We start from the raw sequence: 22,481 nt of genomic DNA, 5'->3' as shown, positions 1-22,481 counted from the left end.
CACCCCACTTAATCGCATAAAAATTCAATTCAAAAAACTATTCATTAATTATTTATTTAGTTGCGATAACGACGCACTTACTTTTGGCACTAATTTAATTGGGATTTGTAAATTATCTCTCGCCATATCTGTGATAGGCAGCTCGAAGTACTGATCTTTCAATGCCCACTTTGCATATTTTGCGTTTAATTTTCGGTACTTCAAGGTTGCTGTAATCGTCATTGGAGACTCAGCCCAAGCTGGTACCTCAAATGTATAATTGACAATATCTGACTCACCGGGCTCTATTACACGTTTAAATGAGCGCCCCACCATATTGAATAAATCGTGCTTCCATACATGCTCACCGAAACGATCTACAGGCTTCGAGCCATAAAAATAAGCATTTGCGTCTACTTCGTCATTTTCAAGGACATCGCCATTTTGATAAATGGATTTACCACTGGCATCGACCACAGAAAACGCCATCCAGACTTCATTAATATCAATCGTTCCTCCAGGAAAATTATGTCCAACGCCCACGTTACTCACAACAACATTAATGCTGGCTGTTTCCCCAAGGTAATAAAATGCTGGCGCTTCAGAACTATCTCTTAAAGATTCATCAATATGAAACTGAGAGTGAAACACATCAGTTCGTTTAGGAGGATCAATAGCAAGCCTGACTTTATTTGTTTTTAAGAATTGCTGAGTTTGTGAAAGTTGTTCGATGTCGCCTCGCATTGCAGGAATAAATGTATTAGCGCCAATAGACCTATGATTGCGGATCTGGCCTTTATTATTTGCCGATGGGTCACTCGCTGACACAAGTGGCATGTGGCAATCTTGGCAACGTGTATAGTCTTTTGTTGTGAATTCTGTTTCTTGTTGATGGGCGTATTGACTATTAGCCCATGCAGAATAGTCATCTTGCATTTTCACCCAGCCCCAATCATTCATATCTTCATCCATAAATTGGACGTGACAAGCAGCACACATTTTCGGCTCTTGCATTAACGGCTTAGCCATATCAGCAGCATGTTGAGAGGGGTCTATTTTTATTAGTCGTTCGTTTATCCATTGCAAAAATGGCGAATCACTTTCTGCAAAAAGGTAATCTGTAGCAGGTTCAAATGTAAAGCTCGCAACGCCCTTCTCGTGCACCAAAGAACTGATACCATGGCAACTCATGCAAGAAATTCCCTCCGCATGCGCCATCGTATTTGGAGTACCGCCATGCAAGCCCCCAGGCGTCAATTGTCCAGTGAGAAGCGCAATAGGGGCATGACAGCCCTCACAGTATCGTGTTGCCTCAATACCTTTATTATTGCTAAGTAAGTCAACGTTGGTTACATAACTTGGGTCCGCTGCTGCAAGTCGATGAATTGAAGATAACCACTGTTCGCCAATGTCTTGGTGACAAGAAATACACTTTGCTGAGTTGCCTATATCCTCAGCTCGCGCAAACTTACCATCAAATGTTTCGGTCTGGCTAGGTCTAAATGGGTGCTCACCATACGAGTAAGAATAAGGCGTGATTGCCGCTTGAGACTCTGCATTTTTTGGAGACTCAACAAAGGGTAGCACTAATGCAATAAGCACAATCAATAGCTGAAATGAGACATTTACCTTCACTAAAAATGGATTGTGTTGCTGAGTATGACTTGGAAATTTTCCCGCGTCGCTTTTTAACCTATTTTTAGGGAATGTCAGCAAATGCATAATGATATGTAAGACTAAAATCATTACGAATGAAAAAGAGGAATATAGGTGTAATTGACGGATCCATTTATTCGATTCCGTTTCGCCATTAACAGTGAGCCAATATGCGCTTGAAAAAATAGCGATACACATCAACAGTAATAATATTCCACTAAATATTATACTCGCGCGTCGAAAAGCGAGAGTGCGTTTGAAGTGAATATAAAAATAAGGAACACTGACGCAGGCAAAAATAAAACCTATAAGCACATGAGCTAGGGAGTTTATCTGAGTCCAAACAGAGTGCGAATCGACTAAAAATATGAGTAAACCGCTAATACACGCAGCAAGTAGAGTAGCATTCAGCCACTTTGCAATAACTTGTTCAGTACTTAGAAGATCATTGGAGATCATACTTTACCGTCCTATTTCTGCTACTAACCGTACGCAAACTTATTCCCTGAGACAAGGCTATAAGTTGTTCTAGCATTTCCGTTTTCTGAGCATTGAATGCTCTCTCAATTAAATTGGCTAATAGATTACGGAGCTTGTCATTAGATGCAAGGAATTCACTTGGAAAATGTCCTGCTACAAGCGTAATCTCTTCAATACTAAGTTTCTTTTGGAGCTCGAGTAAGCTTCCGAGCACAATCTCAGGTTCATGGTAAGCCGCTAACATCATCAACGTAAGTGCTTTTGATTTATTATTAACTAACTGAGGGCTTGTTAGGGTTTTATTTAAGAATAATTGGATTTCCGCCAAAACACTTTGTGAAAGCCCGTTTGTAAAAGAGTTTTTGCCTCGCTGAACTTCCCCCTTGAGCGACTCTTGCGAATTCAACGCAGAGTACCAGAGAGATAACAAAGCAATCTCTTGCTCTGTTTCTATATCTATTGCCAATATGTCAGGCCAGTTAAAATCAATCACATAAAGCCCATCGAAAAAGTAAGTTAAAGGGCTTTCAAAGCTTGTAGTCGTATGATCATAGCGTCCAAGCATTTTGACCATCAGCAAGGATTTATCTGACACCGAAAAACGTTTTAAAAATCGCTCAAAACTTGCTTTATGTAATAACAATGATAAATCGAAACTTGGATGAGTAAGGATACGTTCTAATATGTTCCGAGCCGATGGGGATGTTACGAAGGGTCGCATAGAAAGGAGCTCATTTGCCAACTCCACAACGGTTTCTATCGACTCACTTATCTCGCGTTCTGTATTTTGAATCAAGTTAATTTGCTCGCTCGAGGACAAGCCGATACTTGAACCGTCATATTGCATGGCAAACAACATAAAGGCCAACTGCACTTTACTTGATGAATGATTGGCATAGGCTTTTAGATGTTTTGCATGAATTCCGCGGTGCGATGCCAAACCAATTTGTGCTATCGCCACATCTTCATCTATTTCATGTAAGCTCTTTGAAGTATAAGCAGCATGAAAGGTAATTAACTGATTATCGATTTCATTTACAACATCAGCAGAGAAGGTCACAACATCAGCACTTTTCGCAATATAAGCTAAAGATTGCCAGTAGTTTGTTAAGCTAAGTCGATTGCGCAGCTCGTTTAGGCGCTCTTGGCTATTGCTATCAGTTAAACGCTCCATTGCCACCAGCGCTTTAGCGAGCATATTGGGCTCATTCTCTTCGCTTAAAGCTCTTTGAATTAATGGTATGGCACGAGCATCTTTTAGTTGTCCGAGCGTTTGTATAACGGCAGCGTTTAGCTTAGATCCACCGGATAACATTGATAGCAATAAGGGACTTGCTCTCTGATTTTCGGACTCCCCCATTGCAGCAAGAATACATTCTTTTGCCTTGAGGCTGGTGTCGTGCTTTTCTAGTGCTTGAATTAAAATGGGCAAAGCAGTTTGCTTTCTCACCAACACTGCCTCTTCTTCTAAGTAATAGTGCTCAAACACGCTCGCAATTTTACACATCAGCTCATGGTTTGAGTTTCTAAGTAAGGGTAGCATCCAATCTAAGCCTTGCTCATTTTCAGATAAATATTGATGGTAAATTATCTCGTCAATCATTTCCGTTTGTTCATGCCGGATAGCATTGAGCGCCATTAACTCGATAAGCTGATGCGTTCCGTTAGGCTTTATATTTGGCTCACTCATTACACTCGTAAATTTATTTTCTTCAGGACTAATTAACAGCATATGCCAAAGCCACAATTGTGTTTGTGGATGAAGCTCATTCCAAGATTGCTGAAGAAGTAACTTCAATGTTTGAAAATCTATTGCTAGCCTTGTAATGCGAGCTTTTTGTGTCGATGAATCAGAGTCTTTTGAAATTACTTTGGGCAGGTTTTCTTCGTACTTGTTGCGACTCAAGTCTGGCTTGTTGCTATTTCTTGCAAGCTTACTATCATTAATTTTAGGTAGTTCATTTATTGGATGAAAATCACCGGTATCTGCTAATGCAAAGTATAAATTTTTGTGTTTAACAGTATACTGGAAATATGAACCATCTCGTTTGATGACCTTCATTTGGTATGGCGGTTCTGCTGAAGTGGTTAGTACAACACGGTGATCGTGCTGAGAAAATGTAGACTGAGGATGTAGTTGTTGATAAACGCTGGTTTTACCGTCATTACTTTCTAGTGTGATTTTAGCATGCAACCAACTTGCTTGTTGTGGAAGCGAAATACCAACCCAGTTTAGATTAGGCTGAGTATTGAGCTTTAATAATCGAACACTGCCATTATTATTTGCGATGACGACTTCACTAACACCATCGTTGTCGATATCAATAGCAGCAACACCGCGACTAGATTGGCTTTGTAAATTAAGATCTTCACCAAGCCCTGAACTGGGTAGTCCCTTCGGTTTACCCCGCCAAAATATATGATTGTTTTGGCCCAAAATCACTTTTTTTGAATCCAAACTTGTTTTGTTCAATCCTGAAGCGACATAAATATCTGGATAACCATCCAAATTAAAATCACGTATTAACGGCGACCAATCGCTTCTATAAAGCGCTGTGGATTTGTCGATGTCGCTCGTTGCAGTATCATGCCAAATTTTAGTCTCATCATTCGTTCTAATCTTTAACAAATTCTTTGTACCTGCTGCTCTTGTAATATATACAAACTCTTCATTACTTCCTGAAAGAGAGGTGTCAGATACTAGTAATTCAGATTGAGCGAAACCCTGCATATTATCGATAGAAAACTGCATCAAATCACCGCTAGCTTCTTGAAACCCTTTTTTGGTTCCAATAAACAAGCGACTGCGTGAGTCGAAGGTATTCAAGACCAATAAATCTGGAAATTCATCATGATTTAAATTTACGCTGTTCGCTGCAATGGTGCGGCCTATGCCCGAATTTAGTACTTGATAATTATCACTCACTGAAAACTTAAGGGAGCCCTCGTTAAGTAACACTTTATTAGCGACTGAATCATATAATTCAGCACGAAACTCGGTGGTCGTTAAAGTATCAAATCCTTGAGTGGTTTGGACTGTCCTGCTACCTCTTTGATATTTAATAAAATGGCTCGAGTAAATGTCAATCTGACCGTCACCATCGATGTCGGTTAATAGTGCGTGCATGGGATAATCACTCGCATCAACTCCGAGTATTTTGACTGGTGGCGCAAATAAATCAGTGCTAGCAGAATTCACACTGGCATTGCTATAAAGGGTGTTTTCAAAAAGAAAATGACCTTCTGTGGTTGTTACGACAATATCGATATCAAGGTCATTGTCTAAATCGGCAGCAGCGCAATTTAGACTCTTGCCAGCCAAGGAAGAAAAGTGAGACGAGTCTGAGGCAACAAAACCCTTCCCCGATGCATTCAAGTACAGTTTGTTTTGCGCATTCACACTCCACCACGCACTTCTACCAAACTCCCTTTGTGAGCCTCCACCACCTATAGTAAAAATATCTTGAAATTGATCATTGTTTGCGTCGAGGATGCATACTGCGGCAGAAATACTTTCCTGGATACTTGAGATATTTTTAGAACGATAAAAGTGAAGAGAGGATATTCCGTACAATGCAGTAACATCTGTGAATGTTGGCACCTCACGGTCTTCAAGTGTCTCTGTAGTTATTCTTTGTTGTTTATCAAACGTAGGCACACCAATTAAGGAGTTTGGTGTAACGCCAATATTTTCCTTAACCGAAGCCTCAGAATGAAGGGTAATAAGACTCGACAATAACGTTATCGCCATAATAAGCCTACGAAGAATAAACTTCGTTCGCTGATTAATAATTAATTTAGTACTTACGAACAAAACCTCTGTACAAAATGATTCAAAAGCTTTCCGCAAGTTGCCAAACATTGACTTCCATTTCATCAGATTTAGTAAATAGACCGTCTAAATTAACAAGAGATAAGCATGACAAAAATCGGCTTTACACACAACTGTTTGTTATTTATACACCTAAGGGAAACTCCTTAATCTCACACAAACCTAATAAATTCAATCACTTACCAATATAAATGGAGCTTAATTGCAATTTAAGCTCTGTAAAAGTGTCAGTTTTTTTTACACTTTTTTAACATTTATATCCTAGAAACTCTTTTGTGCTTGAATTTATTGGCTAAATTTTTTTTGGCACAAATTTTGTACTGCTTTTTTGAATTGCAAAGAGAATTAATGCGAATGAAAAGGAAAACATCGATGCTAAATACCTTCAAAAGCGTGCAAAAATTTGCTGTAGCCCTGAGTTTAAGCTTAGGTTTGCTAATGTCATCATTCGCCAGCCAGGCAATCATTCTAGAATACGATTACGAAACCGTAGACGCATCGAATAATGTGTATTTGTTCAATTTCGATATTAGCGATTTGTCGAGTTTTTCAGAAAGTTACTTCGAATTTAGTATTTGGTTCGATAATGCAAGTGGTGACCTTGGCTTAGAAGATGTGGATATATTCGATTATGGTCCCAGCGTTGCTATTAACACCTCTCTGTTTAGCGGATTTCCTATTGGAGAGACAACCATTACAGATATGTATTTTGAGTATTTCCCCCACGATATTTCTATACCAGAATCTACAATCGTAAGTATCTTTACCGACGGAGTAGTTGATTTCAGTGCACTGGCTACTGATGCTATTGGCGGGATTTCAGTACTCCTTGAAACCACTGGAATATTACCGGGTGATTTAGTCGTTCAAATGGCTGGATTCGCAGAAGATGCTAACTTTGATATAACCGATATTGGGCCGGTAACCGGCACTAACAACACCGTGATTGCACCACCGCCCCAACTCTCATCACCTTCAACTGCTTTTCTGTTTTTAGCTAGCATGGTGATGTTGGGCTTGCGACGAACCTTAAAGTAAATAACTAATTATCATACGCAGATAAATGCCGCTAAGGCTATGAAGTTGTAGTACTGCCAATGTAATGTCAATGGATTTGAATTACTGCTATAACTTGTGATTACACCATTGACACAAACGTGCCTAGCTTAGGATAGTGAAATGCGTAAATTTAACTGTGTCATGGCAATACTTCTATTGCCTTTGCTTTCGATTTTTTCAACAGATTCATTTGCTGAAATTCAATTAGAAGAACTTAAACAGATTAGCTCAACTCGAATAAGTCGAACGGAATTTAGACTTGTTTATGACGTTGTCGTTGTTAACGACGAAACAGGTCGTGAGAATGTTTCGGTATCTATCAGTCACCCCGATCGATTCACCACTGTAGAACAAGGCTCAATTAGCTTCAAAAATTTAGAGGCTGGGGAGTCGGCGACGGGGAATGAGCAACTTGTATTCATCCAAAACCGCCGGGGACGTTTAAACTTAAATAATTTTGTTTTTGCGTTTTCTTCAGATGAAGTTGACGTGCCATCAGGCACTGACAATGATGGCGATGGAGTCACCATTGAGTTAGGTGATTGTGACGATAGCGATGCCACTATCTATCCAGGCGCAGATGAAATACCAAACAATGGTATTGATGAAAACTGTGACGGTGATGACCTTATCATTCTTCCTGAATTTACCGTTAAAATTACAGATCCTCTTTCACTTACCACCTTAGGTGTCTCACCAGCTCAAATTCGTGGAACAATTGAAAACACAGACCAATCAGAAACTGATCCAAACATTATATTCACCCTTAATGGCGTCGAAGTTGATGTTATTAACGGTCTGTTTTCAGCTAATGTCGCATTAGTAGAAGGCCACAACACGATAGTTGCTAGAGCTGTTTTAGGCGATACGCAAGTCACAGACAGCATTTCACTGACGCTAGATTTAACACCACCTACTATCACTGTTGATAGCCATGTAAACCAGCAAATCGTCAATTCAGAAAAAGTTAGAATTACTGGTTTAGTCAACGATACAGTGCGCGGTACCGTTGAGGCATCACAATCAACCGTCACCGTAAACGATGTAGTGGCTTCCGTCGATAATCGTTCATATGCAGCAGAAATCTCATTAGAAGCTGGATTGAATAATATAAGAATAATAGCCTCTGACCAAGTCGGAAACGTGAGCGAAACTCAGTTCACACTAGTTTATCAAATTCCAAATCGCAACAATATTGTATTGGTAGATGGTGATGCTCAAACTGCAGAAATTAGCAGTTTACTTGAAGATCCAATTATCGTTAAGGTGGTCGATAAGGACGGCAATCCAATCTCTGAAAAGCCGGTGATATTTAGAGTTTCTCAAGGCTCAGGTAAAGTTGGTATTAATACTGAATTTGAAGGCCGCGCTGTTGTAGTAATGACAGATTCTGAAGGCCAAGCCCAGACTCGGTTTTCGGTGGGAGAGCGAGTTGGACTTCATAATCACAAAGTCAAAGCGACGGTTGTAGGCATTCCTAATAATGTTGTATTTACAGCATCTGCATCAGGCAAATTGGCTGATAAGTTAAGTGTTAATTCTGGTAACGGCCAACGAGGTGGTTCAGGTCAACCCCTTGCCCAACCATTAGTTGTAGTTGCTAATGATGATGGCGCGAACGTCGTTCCGGGCGCGCAAGTTGAATTTAAAGTCACCGCTGGTGGTGGTAAGTTCTCAAACGGTGAGAAAACGATTATCGTTACAACAGACAGTGACGGTCGCGCTAGTGCTGAGTTGACCCTAGGGTACTTAGCAGGTTTGGATAAACAAAGAGTTAATGCCCGTTTAATTAGCAGCGCATCGGATAATGTTCTTACAGCCGGTTTTACTGCGACTGCATTCCAACCTAAAGAAGCAGCATTAACACGTATCAGCGGTATCGTTCTCGATAATCAAGATAAACCTCTAGTGAACGCTACAGTCAGTGTTGACGGTACAAACCGTCAGACCGTCACTGATCAAGAGGGCAAGTTCTTGATCCAACAATCCCCAGTAGGACCTGTCCATTTATTGGTAGATGGTTCGACTGTTCTAGGTGATGCTGAATTCCCTACTCTTTCATTCAATTTGGTTACCGTGGCCGGTGTTGAAAACCCGATGAATGGTCCGATATATATGGTGCAACTTAACACTGCAGATGCAGTTTATGCTGGTCCAGAAGATGTCGTGCTTACGCTAGATAACTACCCAGGTTTCGCGTTAGAAATTGCGAAGGATTCAGTCACATTCCCTGATGGTTCAAGAGAAGGTTATATTTCAGCGACACCCGTTAATGCATCTAAAGTCCCTATGCCACCGCCGAATGGTATGCAGCCACAATTCATTGTCACTATTCAGCCAACAGGCACTAAATTTGATGCCCCAGCAAGGCTGACCTTACCAAACGTTGATGCTCATAAGCCCGGTGCTCAGGTCGAAATGTACTCTTATGACCATGATCTGGAGGAGTTTGTCGCAATTGGTCTTGGTACAGTATCTGAAGATGGTTCCATAGTTCGCTCTAATCCTGGAGTGGGTGTTGTTAAAGCAGGTTGGCATTGCGGTAGTCAGCCAGGAGGTTCAGGCTGTTGTGAAGGTGGTAATGATTGCGGTTACTGTTACACCAAGACAGGTGACTGCCCAGGTGGTTGTGAATTAGTTCCTGATCGCCCTGCGCAAACACAAACGCCGGGCAACTGCCAAACCGAGCTATGCAGTGGTAGTGAGAAAAATGATGGCGATGCGCCACCAGATGAATGTGGCACGTGTGAAGACGGTGTTGCCGTTATTGACGAAGATGCTGCTCTAGATGCAGATAAACAAAAGCCTGATGACTGTAAAGAGCTTCTATGTGGTGGCGGTTTTAATCCTGCTGACGAAACAGCAGCACTGAAAGCAGCCAAAGAAACAGAGTGTAAATTCTGCTCAGAAGGTGAACCGACTAATGACGAAGATGGCATAACCTGCGGAGATGGTTCGCCAAAAGAGGCATGCTTCACCTGTAAAGATGGTGCTTGTGGCAATCATTGTGAGGCTAGCTCAGAAAAGATCACCTATGAAAATACAGCGCCTGGTTTCGTTGCAAATCTACTCAGCAACGTCAAAGGTAAATTCAATATTCCACCATGGTTAAGCGCAAGTTTAAGCACAACTATTGGAATGAGCTTGGAAACTGGTGAGCAATGCTGCAAAGAATGCGATACACCTGGGCCCAAACCCTATCAGAAATTCTCTGGAAGCGCAGGTATTCAAGGTAACGTAAAAGTATCGATACCAGGTGCTGGTGGAACATTTGAGTTGCCGCAAAAAACCATTCTAGGGTTTACCTTAAAAGCTGAAATATTTGCAACGCTTGCAGGTGCCAACATTACAGCAAATGCGCAAGGCTCAGTGAGTTATACCGTAATTGATTGTAATGAAGACAACTGCGGTGAGTTTAGCTTAGGTCTCGATATCGCAGGTACTTTCGGTCCTCAAATTGATGGCACTGTTGGTTTGTTCAGCTGTGACAATCCTGATTGCCCAGAGGGTGATACCGCAGTACCGATAATTGTTGTTTCTTTGAAAGGTGGAGCAACCTTAAATGTTAAAGGCTTTGTTGGTGGTAAAGCCGTGAGCTCTATTGAATGTGGCACAGATTGTCTAGGTGGAAAACTAGATCCAATCACAATCACAGCAAATGTCACTGCAAGCCTAGAAATATTGTTTAAGAAAATTTCTTACTCAGCAAGTACGCCGGCAATAACACTTTATGCAGGCACTAGTTTCGGACCAGGGTGTTAAGGGAATTAACAATGAAGTATCAAAAAGAAGTCACATTAGTAAGCATTTTATTAGGGTTACTTGGTTCGACAAGTGCCCTAGCCGAAAGTAAGTTGTGTATACCTTATTTGGAAGATAAACAAATGGTTGCAGCGCTTGATATTGCTGACCGTGAAATAAGTCAAAAAGCTAAGCTTGCATTAGATACATATTTAAATGCAGCTAAAATGCCTGTTGCCAACGTGCTTTCAACCTTAACCAAGTTGGATAATAGTCAGTCGTTTGCAACTGGGCAACTGAAGCAGATCCCCGACCTATATTCTTCATATTCAGGTATTAAGGGTTACGAAATGCAACAAGCTTATCATTGGGGTAACTACGTCATGTTTTATACCCAATATAAGCATACCAACGGTGCAGCACAACTTTTAGATTCGGCCCTTTGCACTAATTTATGTCAAATGAGCAACGCTATGGAAAGGCCGAATGAAGTGGAAGATCTCGCCAGTCGCTATTTTCAATATGTAAGGCTCTCTAAAGACAAAGCATATAAATGCGATTCGCCGGGTCAACAAATAGTCAGTATTAATCCAACAGTTCAATTAAACAAATCGCATCCATTGGAAGTGGCTTTGAATGTCACTTTTACCCGTATTCCGTTAAGTAACCCTTTTCAAATCGGCTGGGGGCAAAAAGCCCCAACTGTGAAAGGAAAGGAAGAGAATGTGAGCAAATGCGAGCTTGTTTCCAAAACGCTGTTTAAAGACTTAATAAATGCTGATAAAGCGAGGGATATTCTTCCCGAGGAACAAGCTCAATTTCTGTCAGCGTGCACAGTGAATATGAAAACACAAAGCGTTGTTCCTATGATTAATTTAAGTAGTCGAACAAGAGAATTAGTTGCACTTGTCCCATTTGGTCAAATGCTAGCGGATGCAACGAGTACCGACTTAGTGGCTAAGTTTGAAGGTAAAACTCACGACATTTTTGTACTTGAACTTAGCAACCTTGGAACTCACTTAGTGACGCTTCCAATGTTGAAAACGAATCAGGGATATTTGCTCGATTGGCAGCAGTATGGGACGGCCTCAGGAGAAATCCTAACAACGGCCCCCTTTGCCAAAGCTTACACATCATTAAAGAAAAAATAGAAATGAAATTGTCTATAAGAGACAGATAAAAATTAAAGTAACCCACAGATCCAACGAGTTAGATTTTAAGACTACTAGGCTGTAGCCGTGGGCGATAAATCACAAAGGTAAGACATCATGAAAAATTGTCTGGTAAAACTGTTAGCGCTCAGCCTAATTACTTCTTCGTTCACTTCATTTTCTCAAGAAGTTCTCGAATTAAACGGTACGTGTGTCATTAACGTACTTAACCGAACGGTCTATGCTCAAGAAGATGGGACGTTTGCATTACCTAACGTCCCTTCAAACATGGGGGCGATTCGAGCACGAGCGACATGTAATACCGACGACGGGGTTGTGTCTGGTCAAACCGACTACTTTACGGTTCGTCAGAACCAAACAACTGATGTAGGTGACTTTTTCCTAGATGTAGTACCGCCCACACCTGTGTCTTTGCGCTTAAACGGTGTTGCGATACCTTTAAATCTGTTTGCTATTGGTGACACGCGGCAGTTAAATGTTGAAGCAGAATATAATGATGGTTCATTTAAAGATGTCACTGCTGCATCTAATGGCATCAACTATACCTCATCAAATGGCGCGATTGTTAGCGTAAGCGCTAATGGCTTAATTACAGCTAATAGACTTGGATTTGCGTTGATAACAGTGCGCAAAGACGGCGTTTCAAAAGTACTACCCGTCAATATTTTCAGTGTTGGTGATGCCGATAATGATGGCTTACCTGACGATATAGAAATTGCACTGGGTTTGGATCCAAATGATCCCGTAGATGCTTATGAAGATGTTGATAACGATGGTCTTTCTGCCAAAGAAGAATTTGATTTAGGAACAGATATCTTTATCGCTGATACTGATAATGATGGTATTCCTGATGGTGAAGAAGTTATTTTAGGGGAAGATGGTTTTATAACAAATCCATTAGCCACTGATAGTGACAACGATGGTTTGAATGATGGTATAGAGATTATTGTTGGTTCAGACCCAACAGATGCTAATGACACAAATTTTGAACTAGCGCTTGTGGGATTGGTTTCCACTCCAGAAAACATCGTCCTTACTTTTAACGGGATCGATACTGAAGTGAGTGCGCAATTAACTATTTCTGGTCTCCTAATTGATGGCTCAATCATTGATTTAACCACAAATCCCAATACGACCTTTGAATCAAACGATCTTACAATAGCCAGTTTCGGCTCTAATCGTGGTGAGATTTTTGGTGGTAGTGCTGGTAATGCGGTAATTACAGTAAAAAATGCAAGCAAAACAGTGACGATCAATGTCACCGTTCGCCAATTTGAAGCGAGTGCTCAATCAGCAATTGCTATTCCAGGTTATGCCAACAATGTGGACATAAGCGGTGACTTTGCATTTGTTGCCTCTGGCTCCGAGGGCTTGACCGTTGTCGATGTTTCAGACCGCACATCACCTTCGATTGCGAGTCGTTTAGATACTGACGGCGTAGCGATAGACATTAAAGTAATTGGCAACACTGCATATATTGCAGATGGCGAAAATGGTGTGGTTGTTATGGATGTCAGCGACCCTGAAGCGCCTACTTTATTGAGCGTTGCTGATACTGCTGGGGTTGCGCAAGATTTAGCAATCCAATTAGATAGATTGTATGTAGCAACTGGGAATGCAGGTATAGAAATATTCGATATATCTACGCCGACAAACCTAGTTTCAAAATCAATTTTAAAACTATCTGGTGAAGTGAAAGGCATTGATGTTGAACAAGACACCTTAGTCGCCGCAACTGGCTCAGCAATAGTGAGTGTTGACGTCTCCGATTCAAATAGTCCAATGCAACTCAACAGCATAAATATCGGGACTGTCAAAGATGTAGTTATCTCGAATGGTTTTGCACATGTTGCAGCCTACTCTCAGGGCTATCGTGTGGTTGATGTTCGCGATCCAATGAACATGAGTATTGTTGGCGGTGATCGCTCTATTGCCCCGCGTGATGTTGCGTTAACTAGAAACTTTGCGTTCTATGCGGAGCAACTTTTCCCGAACGTAGTGGCCTTCGTTAATATTTTTGATCCGCAAGATCCAGTATTCCAAGGCACTATTGATCTTTCAAGGTTTGGTGACTACGCAGGCACTGGTATTGCGCTTGATGCAAGCTATGCATACATAACAGAAGAGAGTTATGTTGTCAGTAGAGATTATGGTACTTCCGGAAATACTAAACTTTTCATCGCACAATATAGAGACGTGAATGATAACAATGGTGTTCCTCCAACAATATCAATTACTAATCCGTTAAACGGAGATGTGGTAGTTGAAGGTGAACGCCTCACCATTACAGTAGATGCTCAAGATGACATTGCGGTCAATAATGTACAATTTAGAATAGATGGTGCCGTTGTGTTTGTAGACACCTCTGAGCCGTTTAGCATGGTAACAACCATTCCGTTTACTGGCAGTAATTTGAGCATAGATGCAATTGCCGTTGACTTAGGTGCTAATACAACAACAAGCGATGCAGTATCAGTAGAAGTGCAGCCAGATACTGATGGCGATGGTTTGGGCGATACTGAGGAAGCAGATATTACCTTAACAGATCCAAATGACGCAGATACTGATGATGATAGATTATCAGATGGCTTTGAAGTACAAATTGGATCTAACCCATTGGTGGTGGATACTGATGGAGATGGTTACAACGATGGTGATGAGGTTGATGCGGGCACAGACCCTACAAACCCTGATGTTACCAAGCCTCTGCTGGTCAGTTCCTCTCCTGCGGTTGACGAAACAGATGTACCAGAAACATCTATCATTACCTTGAACTTTGATGAACCTTTGTCACCAAAATCAATTGTAAGCTCTGCTATAAGGCTTGAATCACTTGACGATGGGACTATTATCACCGGAAGTGTCACGGCATCCGGTAGTAATGCTTCGGTTACTTTCACGCCAAGTGGTATTTTAGAAGATTTCACAACTTATGTGGTGTCAATTGAAGGTCTCAGAGATATCGCTGGTAATCAAATAGTTTCTACCACATTTGGTTTTGTTACCGGTAACTTCGTTGATACTTTGGCACCATCGGTTTCTTATTCAAACCCAGTAGCTAACGCAACAGGCGTACCCGTTAATACAGTGCTAACTTTAGGCCTTTCAGAACCTATTCAAGCTGATACGGTTACAGCTACCAATTTCTATCTATATGACACCGTTACATTCACTACAGTTGAGGGCACAATAGCGCTTAATGAAAACAATGATGCGATTACATTCGTGCCAAACGCACCTCTTAAGGTAGGGCAAGCATATGATTTATATGCGATAAATGGAGAGATAAAAGACTTTTTCGATAATCCATTACCATACACTCGTATTCGTTTTACCACCGGCTTTGATGATGATGTCGTTGGCCCTGTAGTTGTCAGTACTTCAGTGGATATTACTAATTTTGCTATTCCTAAAAATAGTCGATTAAGCGTTAGGTTTAATGAGCCAATTAATCCTTTAACGAGTACAGGCATTAAAATCGTAGATAGTGACTTTAATCTTGTAAAAGTTGGCAGAACCTTAAGTGCCGATAGAACACTAGTTACTTTAACACCAGATTTAGAATTTAACGATAATACTGATTATCAACTAGTTATTAACGACGTCCAGGATTTAGGAGGTAATTTAATACCTGCGGAAATAACAAAATCATTTTCTAGCGGTGATGCCGGTGATTCGGTAAGAGGAAATCTTATTTCTGAGAGTATTCCATCGGGCTACACCAATCTGCCACTCAATCCACTGTTGTCATTTACTTTTGACAAGGAAGTAGACCCTACGTCTTTAAATACGGACACACTTTATTTAAGAGATTCAGTTACTAACTTATCGGTTCCATCTACATTAACTCTCTCAAATAATGGTTATACTGTTACATTGACTCCTGACAGCGACTTAATACCAGCGCGTGAATATTACATATACTTAAGTTACAACACCCGCTTACTAGACATTGCTGGGAATTTTATTGCACAGTTTACTTTTAGACGTTATACGACGAGTGATAGCAGTGATATAGACGCTGTTAGTCCTGAAATTACTATTACAAACATTGGTAATGGAAGTGTCGATATTCCGGTTAATGCGCGCTTAAGAGTATTTTTCAATGAACCTATTAGCCGCAGTTGTCCTATCACCGCTACATTAAGTGATGGAAACAATACGATTGAGGTGAATATTGATATTGCTGGTGATAATCTGAGTGTCAGTTTCACAACTGACGTTGACCTTGATAACAATACAAACTACACATTCACACTATCTGGTGTTTGTGATTATGCAGGTAACGCGCTTAGTACCAACTCAATTAGTTTTACAACTGGCTCTGACGTCGCTGATAATGTTGCGCCGCTTTTAACATCGTATACTCCCGCAAGTAATGCAACAGATGTATCTGTCAATGACCCAATCGTACTTGAGTTTGACGAACCTATTGCGGCTGATAGTACTATGCAGTTATATTTGCGCCCATCAAACTTGCTAGTACCTGGTAATATTAGTATTTCAGGTTCAACTCTAACTTTCACTCCTGATAGTCCGTTGAATGGTAATACACAATATCGTGTCTACATCTATTCTCAAATATTCGATTTTGCCGGCAACACACGAAGTAATGGCAACTTCTATTTTAGTACTGAGGCCATTGCTGATGGCATTGCCCCACAGGTGGTGGCAATTTCGCCAAGTACAGACTCCATAGATGTTAATCCAAATGCCAGTATTGTATTGACGTTCAGTGAGCCAATGGATAGCGCCACAATAAACAATAACAACATCGCATTATTCATAGATGGCAACATTGTGCGTCCGAGCGTTTATCGCTCAGCTACTGGCCAAGAAGTGACACTTACAGCTAACAAGCCAGCAGCTAGCATGATCAGTGTAGTTATGACAGATGATGTAGCAGACCTTGCTGGTAATAAGCTATCTCCTTACATCAGCAGTTTCACAACTGGTGTTGTAAATCAAGATGGATCACGCCCAAGTGTTAGTAGACAACTGCCCAGTAATGGTTCATCACAATGGCGCGACTTAAATGAAGTAATCCTGTACTTAAGTGAATCTATGGATCCATCGTCAATAGAAGGCGCTTTGAGAGTTGCTGAGGACGGAGTATTAATAGATGATCTAGGTAGCGTTGAAGTCCTCGCAGACAATCGCACCATTAAATTTACGAAAGATACACCATTTACCGCGAATACTCGTGTGAGTGTTTTCCTTGAAAGTGATGCCACAGATCTAGCGGGCAACCCCGTTACGTACTACAGCGGATACTTTAGCACTGCTCCTGATGAAAGTGACCTAGTTGGCACTCGTCCTTATGTCACTACTTACTTCCCAACGAGCAACTCAGTCCAGCCCGTAAATGCTCAAATGATTTTACAATTTAATGAAGAGATGGATGCGTCTACGTTTACAACTGATAATGTTGAAGTCCTCTTTTACGGAACAGATTCTAGTGGTGGTGGCGGTGGTGGTGATGATGACATTGATGGTGGTGATGATAATGTTGCATTAGCAGCCAGTGTTGACCTCTATGAACCTATTAATATTAGCTTTGAATATAATGAACAAACACGCCAGTTACTGATCACTGCAGTTGATAATATGGATAGTTCCTCTACCTACTATGTTCGAGTTACAGGCGCTAGCATAAATGATACTGATGGTGATTCACTGCAATATACTTTTGCTTATACCTTCAGAACGGATAGCACTGAGCAAGCCGACGACAGAAGCCCTAGCGTCTTGTTGTTTAGTCCTCAAGATGGTCAAACCGAAGTTGGTGTTAACGCCCGTTATGCGCTTAGAACTGATGAACCTATTAACCCGCTTACATTTGAAGTTGACTCAGGCTCTAATCGTCGAATCAACCCGCAATTCAGCGAAAATAATAGTGTAATTAGATATGAACGTTTAGGAATTTTACCGGCGCAATCGTTGGTGACTGAGTTGGTTCCAGAGGTCACTGATAGTGCTGGTAATCTCATTAATAACATAAGCGTGAATTTTACTACTAGCGATGGACCTGATGTTGAACGTCCTGAAATAGACAGTACGAATATAGAAAATAACGCTACCGGTGTGCCAATTAATTCGATTATGGTTACTAAGTTTACTGAAGCAATTGACCCTGTAAGTGTGTCAGATTCAGTGGTTCTTCTTTATGACACTGTTACATATAATACTGTGCCTACCACTTTCTCACTAAGCAATGATAGTAGAACGATAACTATTGTTCCAGACTCGAACCTGGCAGTTGGTACTCGGTATTATTACTACTTCAATGGACCGACTGATTATAGTGGTAACTCTCTTTATTCAAATACAACTTACTTTACAACCAGCTTTGCTGAAGATCACGAAGCACCGCTGCTAGTTTCTAGCTCAGTTGAAGATGGTCAAGTAGGAGTGCCGATTAATGCTCGGTTGAAATTTAAATTTTCAGAATCGTTAAACCCACAAACAGTTGAAAATATCAGCTTGCAAACCACCTCGGGTGTTATTATTCCAACGAGAATATCCTTTGAGGACGGAAATCAAACCTTGGTGGTGACACCTACTGTGCTATTACCGGTAAATAGTACTTTAGATATTAGCTTGTATGATCTAGAGGATCGAAGTCAAAATGCTCTCGAAAGTGGGCTAGATTTCTCGTTTTCAACATCAAATCAAACGCAGTTGACGACTGGTAGCATAGTTACAGAAAGTATTCCGTCAAATTATACCGAAATGCCGCTAAACCCACTGTTATCTTTCACGTTTGATAAAGCTGTTGATCCGACATCTTTGAATACTGACACGCTTTACTTAAGAGACTCAGTCACGAACTTAACGGTTCCAGCTACATTGACACTTTCGGATGAAGGTTTTACGGTTACCTTGCGTCCTGATAGCAAACTCCACCCCTTACGTGAATATTATATTTACATGAGTTACAGCTCACGACTGCAAGACATCGCTGGCAACTATATTGCTTCATATACCTTTAGACGCTACACAACAAGCGGTGATAATGATATTGATGTCACGGAGCCCGAGATTGTCATTACGAATTTTGCTGAAGGCAGTGTGAACATACCAGTTAACGCAAGAGTGAGATTGTTGTTCAATGAACCTATCAGCCGCAGTTGCCCTATGACAGCGACATTGAGCGATGGTGTTGACACTATTGAAGTAAACATAGACATTGCCAGTGATAACCTCAGTGTAAGTATCACAACTGATGTTGATCTTGATAACAATACTAATTATACCTTTACCCTGTCGGGCGCATGCGATTACGCAGGAAACTCCTTAAGCACTAGTTCGATTAACTTCACTACGGGCGCTGATGCAGCGGATAATGCCGCACCTAGTTTGATATCTTATACTCCGGCCAGTAATGCAACTGATGTATCGGTTAATCAACCTATCATATTAGAGTTTGACGAGCCTATAGCTACAGACAGCACAATGCAGCTCTATTTACGCCCATCAAATTTACTAGTCCCTGGCAACATCACTATTTCTGGTTCGACACTAACGTTTACGCCTGAGAACCCTCTAAATGGTGATACCCAATATAGAGTGTACATCTATTCACAGATATTCGATTTCGCAGGTAATACAAGAAGTAATGGAAACTTCTACTTTACGACGGAAGCGCTTGCCGATGGCATAGCGCCGCAAGTAATTGCAATTTCGCCAAGCACTGACTCAGTAGATGTTTATCCAAATGCCAGTATTGTGCTTACTTTCAGTGAACCGATGGATGCTGGCACTATCAACAACAGTAATATTGCATTGTTCATTGATGGTAATGTCGTTCGTCCAAACGTATCTCGCTCTGTTACGGGGCAAGAGGTGACATTGACTGCCAACAAACCAGCTGCCAGTCTAATTAGCGTTGTCATCACCGACGACGTTGCAGACTTAGCAGGAAATCGCATTGCACCCTACATTAGCTCCTATACTACTGGCATCATAAGTCAAGATGGAACACGTCCTTCAGTAAGTAGACAGCTACCTACTAATGGTTCATCACAGTGGCGCGACTTAAATGAAGTTCTGCTTTATTTGAGTGAGCCAATGGACGCATCCACTATCAACGGCGCTTTAAGAGTGGCTGAAGATGGTGTCTTAATTACCGATCAAGGTAGTATTGAAGTACTCGCTGATAATCGCACTATTCGTTTCGTGAAAGACACCCCATTCAACTCGAATACACGAGTGACTGTTTTCCTTGAGAGTAATGCGACAGATCTCGCTGGTAACCCTGTAAATTACTATAGCGGATACTTTAGCACAGCGGCAGATGAAACTGATTTAGTTGGCACTGCGCCTCGCCTAGAAGCTTTCTACCCATCAAATGGAATTCCTGAGGTCCCAGTCAATTCAGTTATCCAACTGTTGTTCAGTGAAGAGTTAGACCTAAGCACCTTGACTGCTGATTATGTTCGCTTAACCAATAGCAGTACAGGTGAGGTATTGCCCAGCACTTTATCGTTCGACAGTAGCGTTAACATACTTACGATTACGCCTGATAGTCCACTAACACCATCGACTAACTACTATGTATTTACGGACTACAGAATAGCGGATACAGACGGTGACTTATCGAACAGAAACAACTACAGTAGCTTCGCAACTTCGGCCGCCGACGTGGCTGATGATAAGTCGCCCAGTTTAATAACATTCTCACCCAGCAATGGAATTGATGGTGTTGGTATTAATCCAAGATACTCTCTCAAGTTTGATGAACCTGTAAATGGTCTTGCGTTCTTAACTGAGTCTGGTAGTACTCGGAGAATTAACGCCCAATTTAGTGACGCAAATAGATTAGTCAGATACGAACGATTGGGCACATTACCTGCCATTACTGAAGTAACTGAGAATATGCCAGTTCTGGCTGATGCAGCTCAGAATAGTGTGCCGGCCTCTTCAACTACATTTACGACAGGTGAAGGTCCAGACGTAAGTACAGTGTCTCTAATTGATACAAACTTTGTGAATGGTAGTATCGACATCCCGGTTAATTCGATATTTAAGTTTAAATACGATGATGCAATAGACCCCACGTCAATTACTAGCTCTGTATATATTTATAATACGAACGGTGGAGCGCAAATAGACGCCACTATTAGTCTTTCAGAAAGCAATACCGTAGTTACTATAGTGCCGGAACTTGCCTTAGAAAATGATACTAGATATGGCGCCATTTTATATGCAATGACTGATTTAAGTGGTAACTCAGTTTCTTACCGCAGTTTCACTTTTACAACATCAGCTATTGAAGACGAGACGCCCCCTACATTTAGTGTAGCTAACATTGCTAATTTGCAAACCGACGTACCTGTGAATAGTAGTCTGAGATTGAAGTACAGCGAGCCTCTTGATAGTTTCGCGAACAATACGGTAACACTGCTTGATAGCGATGATAATGTGGTACCAATTAACACTAGTTTTAACAGTGATAGAACTCAAATCATTGTTCGTTCTGTTGCCTTATTACAACCGAATACTGTTCATACGATAACTATTTCAGGCTTGAAGGACTTAGCTCAAAATACTTTAGAAGAGAATACCGTAATACAATTTACCACCTCATCGGGTGCTGACTTTACAAACGGTCAGTTGCTTAATGCGTCGATTCCGAGCGGCACCGCTGATGTACCTCGCAATGCTTCACTTATTTTTGAAGTCAATGAAAAGGTTGATGCATCTAGCATTGACACGAGTAATACGTTTAGGCTTTATAATGCTAACGATGGTGTGAATGTAGACGGTTCCGTTGTTGTATCAGATGATCGAAGAACCCTACGATTTGTTCCTACAAATACCTTATCTTCGAATAAGTTACACTACTTCTACTTCTCCTATTCTCCTTACATGTTCGATGTTGCTGGCAACTTGATTTCATCAAACTTCCGCTCATTTACAACTGGAGACGAGTTAGATGCAGTTGCACCAACACTTGAATCTGTAAACATTACATCTGGTACTGAGAATATACCGGTTAATGCATCGGTAGTTCTGAAGTTTAACGAGCCGATTAGTGCAGTGTGTACAAATAACGTAAGTATCAGGGCTGGTTTAGATACTATTCAAAGCACTAATGTGAGAAGTTCTGATGGAAAATCGATTACAATAACACCTGTGCAAAATCTGCAGGTTAGTACGATATACTCAGTAGTGGCCTTTGGTGTTTGTGACTACGCAGGTAATTCATACTCTGAGACGGTGACCACATTTACAAGCGCAGCAAGTGCCGATAGTGATACTGTTGCACCGTTTATAAGCAGTATCGTGCCAGCAGCGAATAGCACGTCTATTGCGATTGATTCAGACATTGTTATCACTTTCGATGAACGCATTTCCGCCACATCAAGCGTTATTCTCTACAATGGTTCCGCTGTAGTTGATGGCAGCATTTCCATAGCTGGCAATCAATTGACTTTCACGCCTTCGAGTGATTTAGAGAACAACATTCGCTATAGAGTGCAAATTCGTAGCACTATCTTTGACTTCGCAAATAACGCTCGTTATTTAGGCGACTACTATTTCACGACTACGGAGTAATA

At 41.1% G+C, this 22,481-nt stretch carries 6 protein-coding genes; 4 read left to right on the top strand and 2 right to left on the bottom strand.

What is annotated here, in order from left to right:
• Window positions 1-48 precede the first annotated feature (48 nt).
• Both ACKLNX_RS11690 and ACKLNX_RS11685 read right to left on the bottom strand, forming a co-directional pair.
• Window positions 49-2,094 carry a multiheme c-type cytochrome gene (locus ACKLNX_RS11690; RefSeq protein ID WP_412972486.1) on the bottom strand — a complete coding sequence of 682 codons (2,046 nt, stop codon included), beginning with the start codon at window positions 2,092-2,094 and terminating at the stop codon, window positions 49-51.
• Window positions 2,081-5,866 (bottom strand): FG-GAP-like repeat-containing protein, encoded by a 3,786-nt coding sequence (locus tag ACKLNX_RS11685; RefSeq protein ID WP_412972485.1) that lies wholly within the window; start codon window positions 5,864-5,866, stop codon window positions 2,081-2,083. The genes ACKLNX_RS11690 and ACKLNX_RS11685 overlap by 14 nt, the downstream gene beginning before the upstream one ends.
• Window positions 5,867-6,301: 435 nt before the next feature.
• On the opposite strand from ACKLNX_RS11685, the gene ACKLNX_RS11680 reads away from it, so the two are divergent.
• The 4 genes from ACKLNX_RS11680 to ACKLNX_RS11665 all read left to right on the top strand — a co-directional run bounded on the left by ACKLNX_RS11680 (window position 6,302) and on the right by ACKLNX_RS11665 (window position 22,479).
• Window positions 6,302-6,985: a hypothetical protein gene (locus tag ACKLNX_RS11680; protein ID WP_412972484.1), complete on the top strand. Its 684-nt coding sequence runs from the start codon at window positions 6,302-6,304 to the stop codon at window positions 6,983-6,985.
• A 141-nt stretch (window positions 6,986-7,126) separates the two neighbouring features.
• Complete coding sequence (locus ACKLNX_RS11675) at window positions 7,127-10,768, top strand: carboxypeptidase-like regulatory domain-containing protein (protein ID WP_412972483.1); 3,642 nt, start codon at window positions 7,127-7,129, stop codon at window positions 10,766-10,768.
• A gap of 11 nt (window positions 10,769-10,779) precedes the next feature.
• Window positions 10,780-11,898, top strand: coding sequence for a hypothetical protein (locus tag ACKLNX_RS11670; protein WP_412972482.1), 1,119 nt, complete (start codon window positions 10,780-10,782; stop codon window positions 11,896-11,898).
• Between the two features lie 117 nt (window positions 11,899-12,015).
• Window positions 12,016-22,479: an Ig-like domain-containing protein gene (locus ACKLNX_RS11665; RefSeq protein ID WP_412972481.1), complete on the top strand. Its 10,464-nt coding sequence runs from the start codon at window positions 12,016-12,018 to the stop codon at window positions 22,477-22,479.
• Window positions 22,480-22,481 lie beyond the last annotated feature (2 nt).

The organism is Glaciecola sp. MF2-115, from assembly GCF_047250385.1.
GTDB lineage: Bacteria > Pseudomonadota > Gammaproteobacteria > Enterobacterales > Alteromonadaceae > Glaciecola.
This window is presented reverse-complemented; position numbering and strand designations above follow the sequence as displayed.

Excerpts from the sequence above, each read along its gene's own strand:
- ACKLNX_RS11690 (WP_412972486.1), bottom strand. The coding sequence starts at position 2,094 with ATGATCTCCAATGATCTTCTAAGTACTGAACAAGTTATTGCAAAGTGG.
- ACKLNX_RS11685 (WP_412972485.1), bottom strand. The coding sequence starts at position 5,866 with ATGGCGATAACGTTATTGTCGAGTCTTATTACCCTTCATTCTGAGGCT.
- ACKLNX_RS11680 (WP_412972484.1), top strand. The coding sequence starts at position 6,302 with ATGAAAAGGAAAACATCGATGCTAAATACCTTCAAAAGCGTGCAAAAA.
- ACKLNX_RS11675 (WP_412972483.1), top strand. The coding sequence starts at position 7,127 with ATGCGTAAATTTAACTGTGTCATGGCAATACTTCTATTGCCTTTGCTT.
- ACKLNX_RS11670 (WP_412972482.1), top strand. The coding sequence starts at position 10,780 with ATGAAGTATCAAAAAGAAGTCACATTAGTAAGCATTTTATTAGGGTTA.
- ACKLNX_RS11665 (WP_412972481.1), top strand. The coding sequence starts at position 12,016 with ATGAAAAATTGTCTGGTAAAACTGTTAGCGCTCAGCCTAATTACTTCT.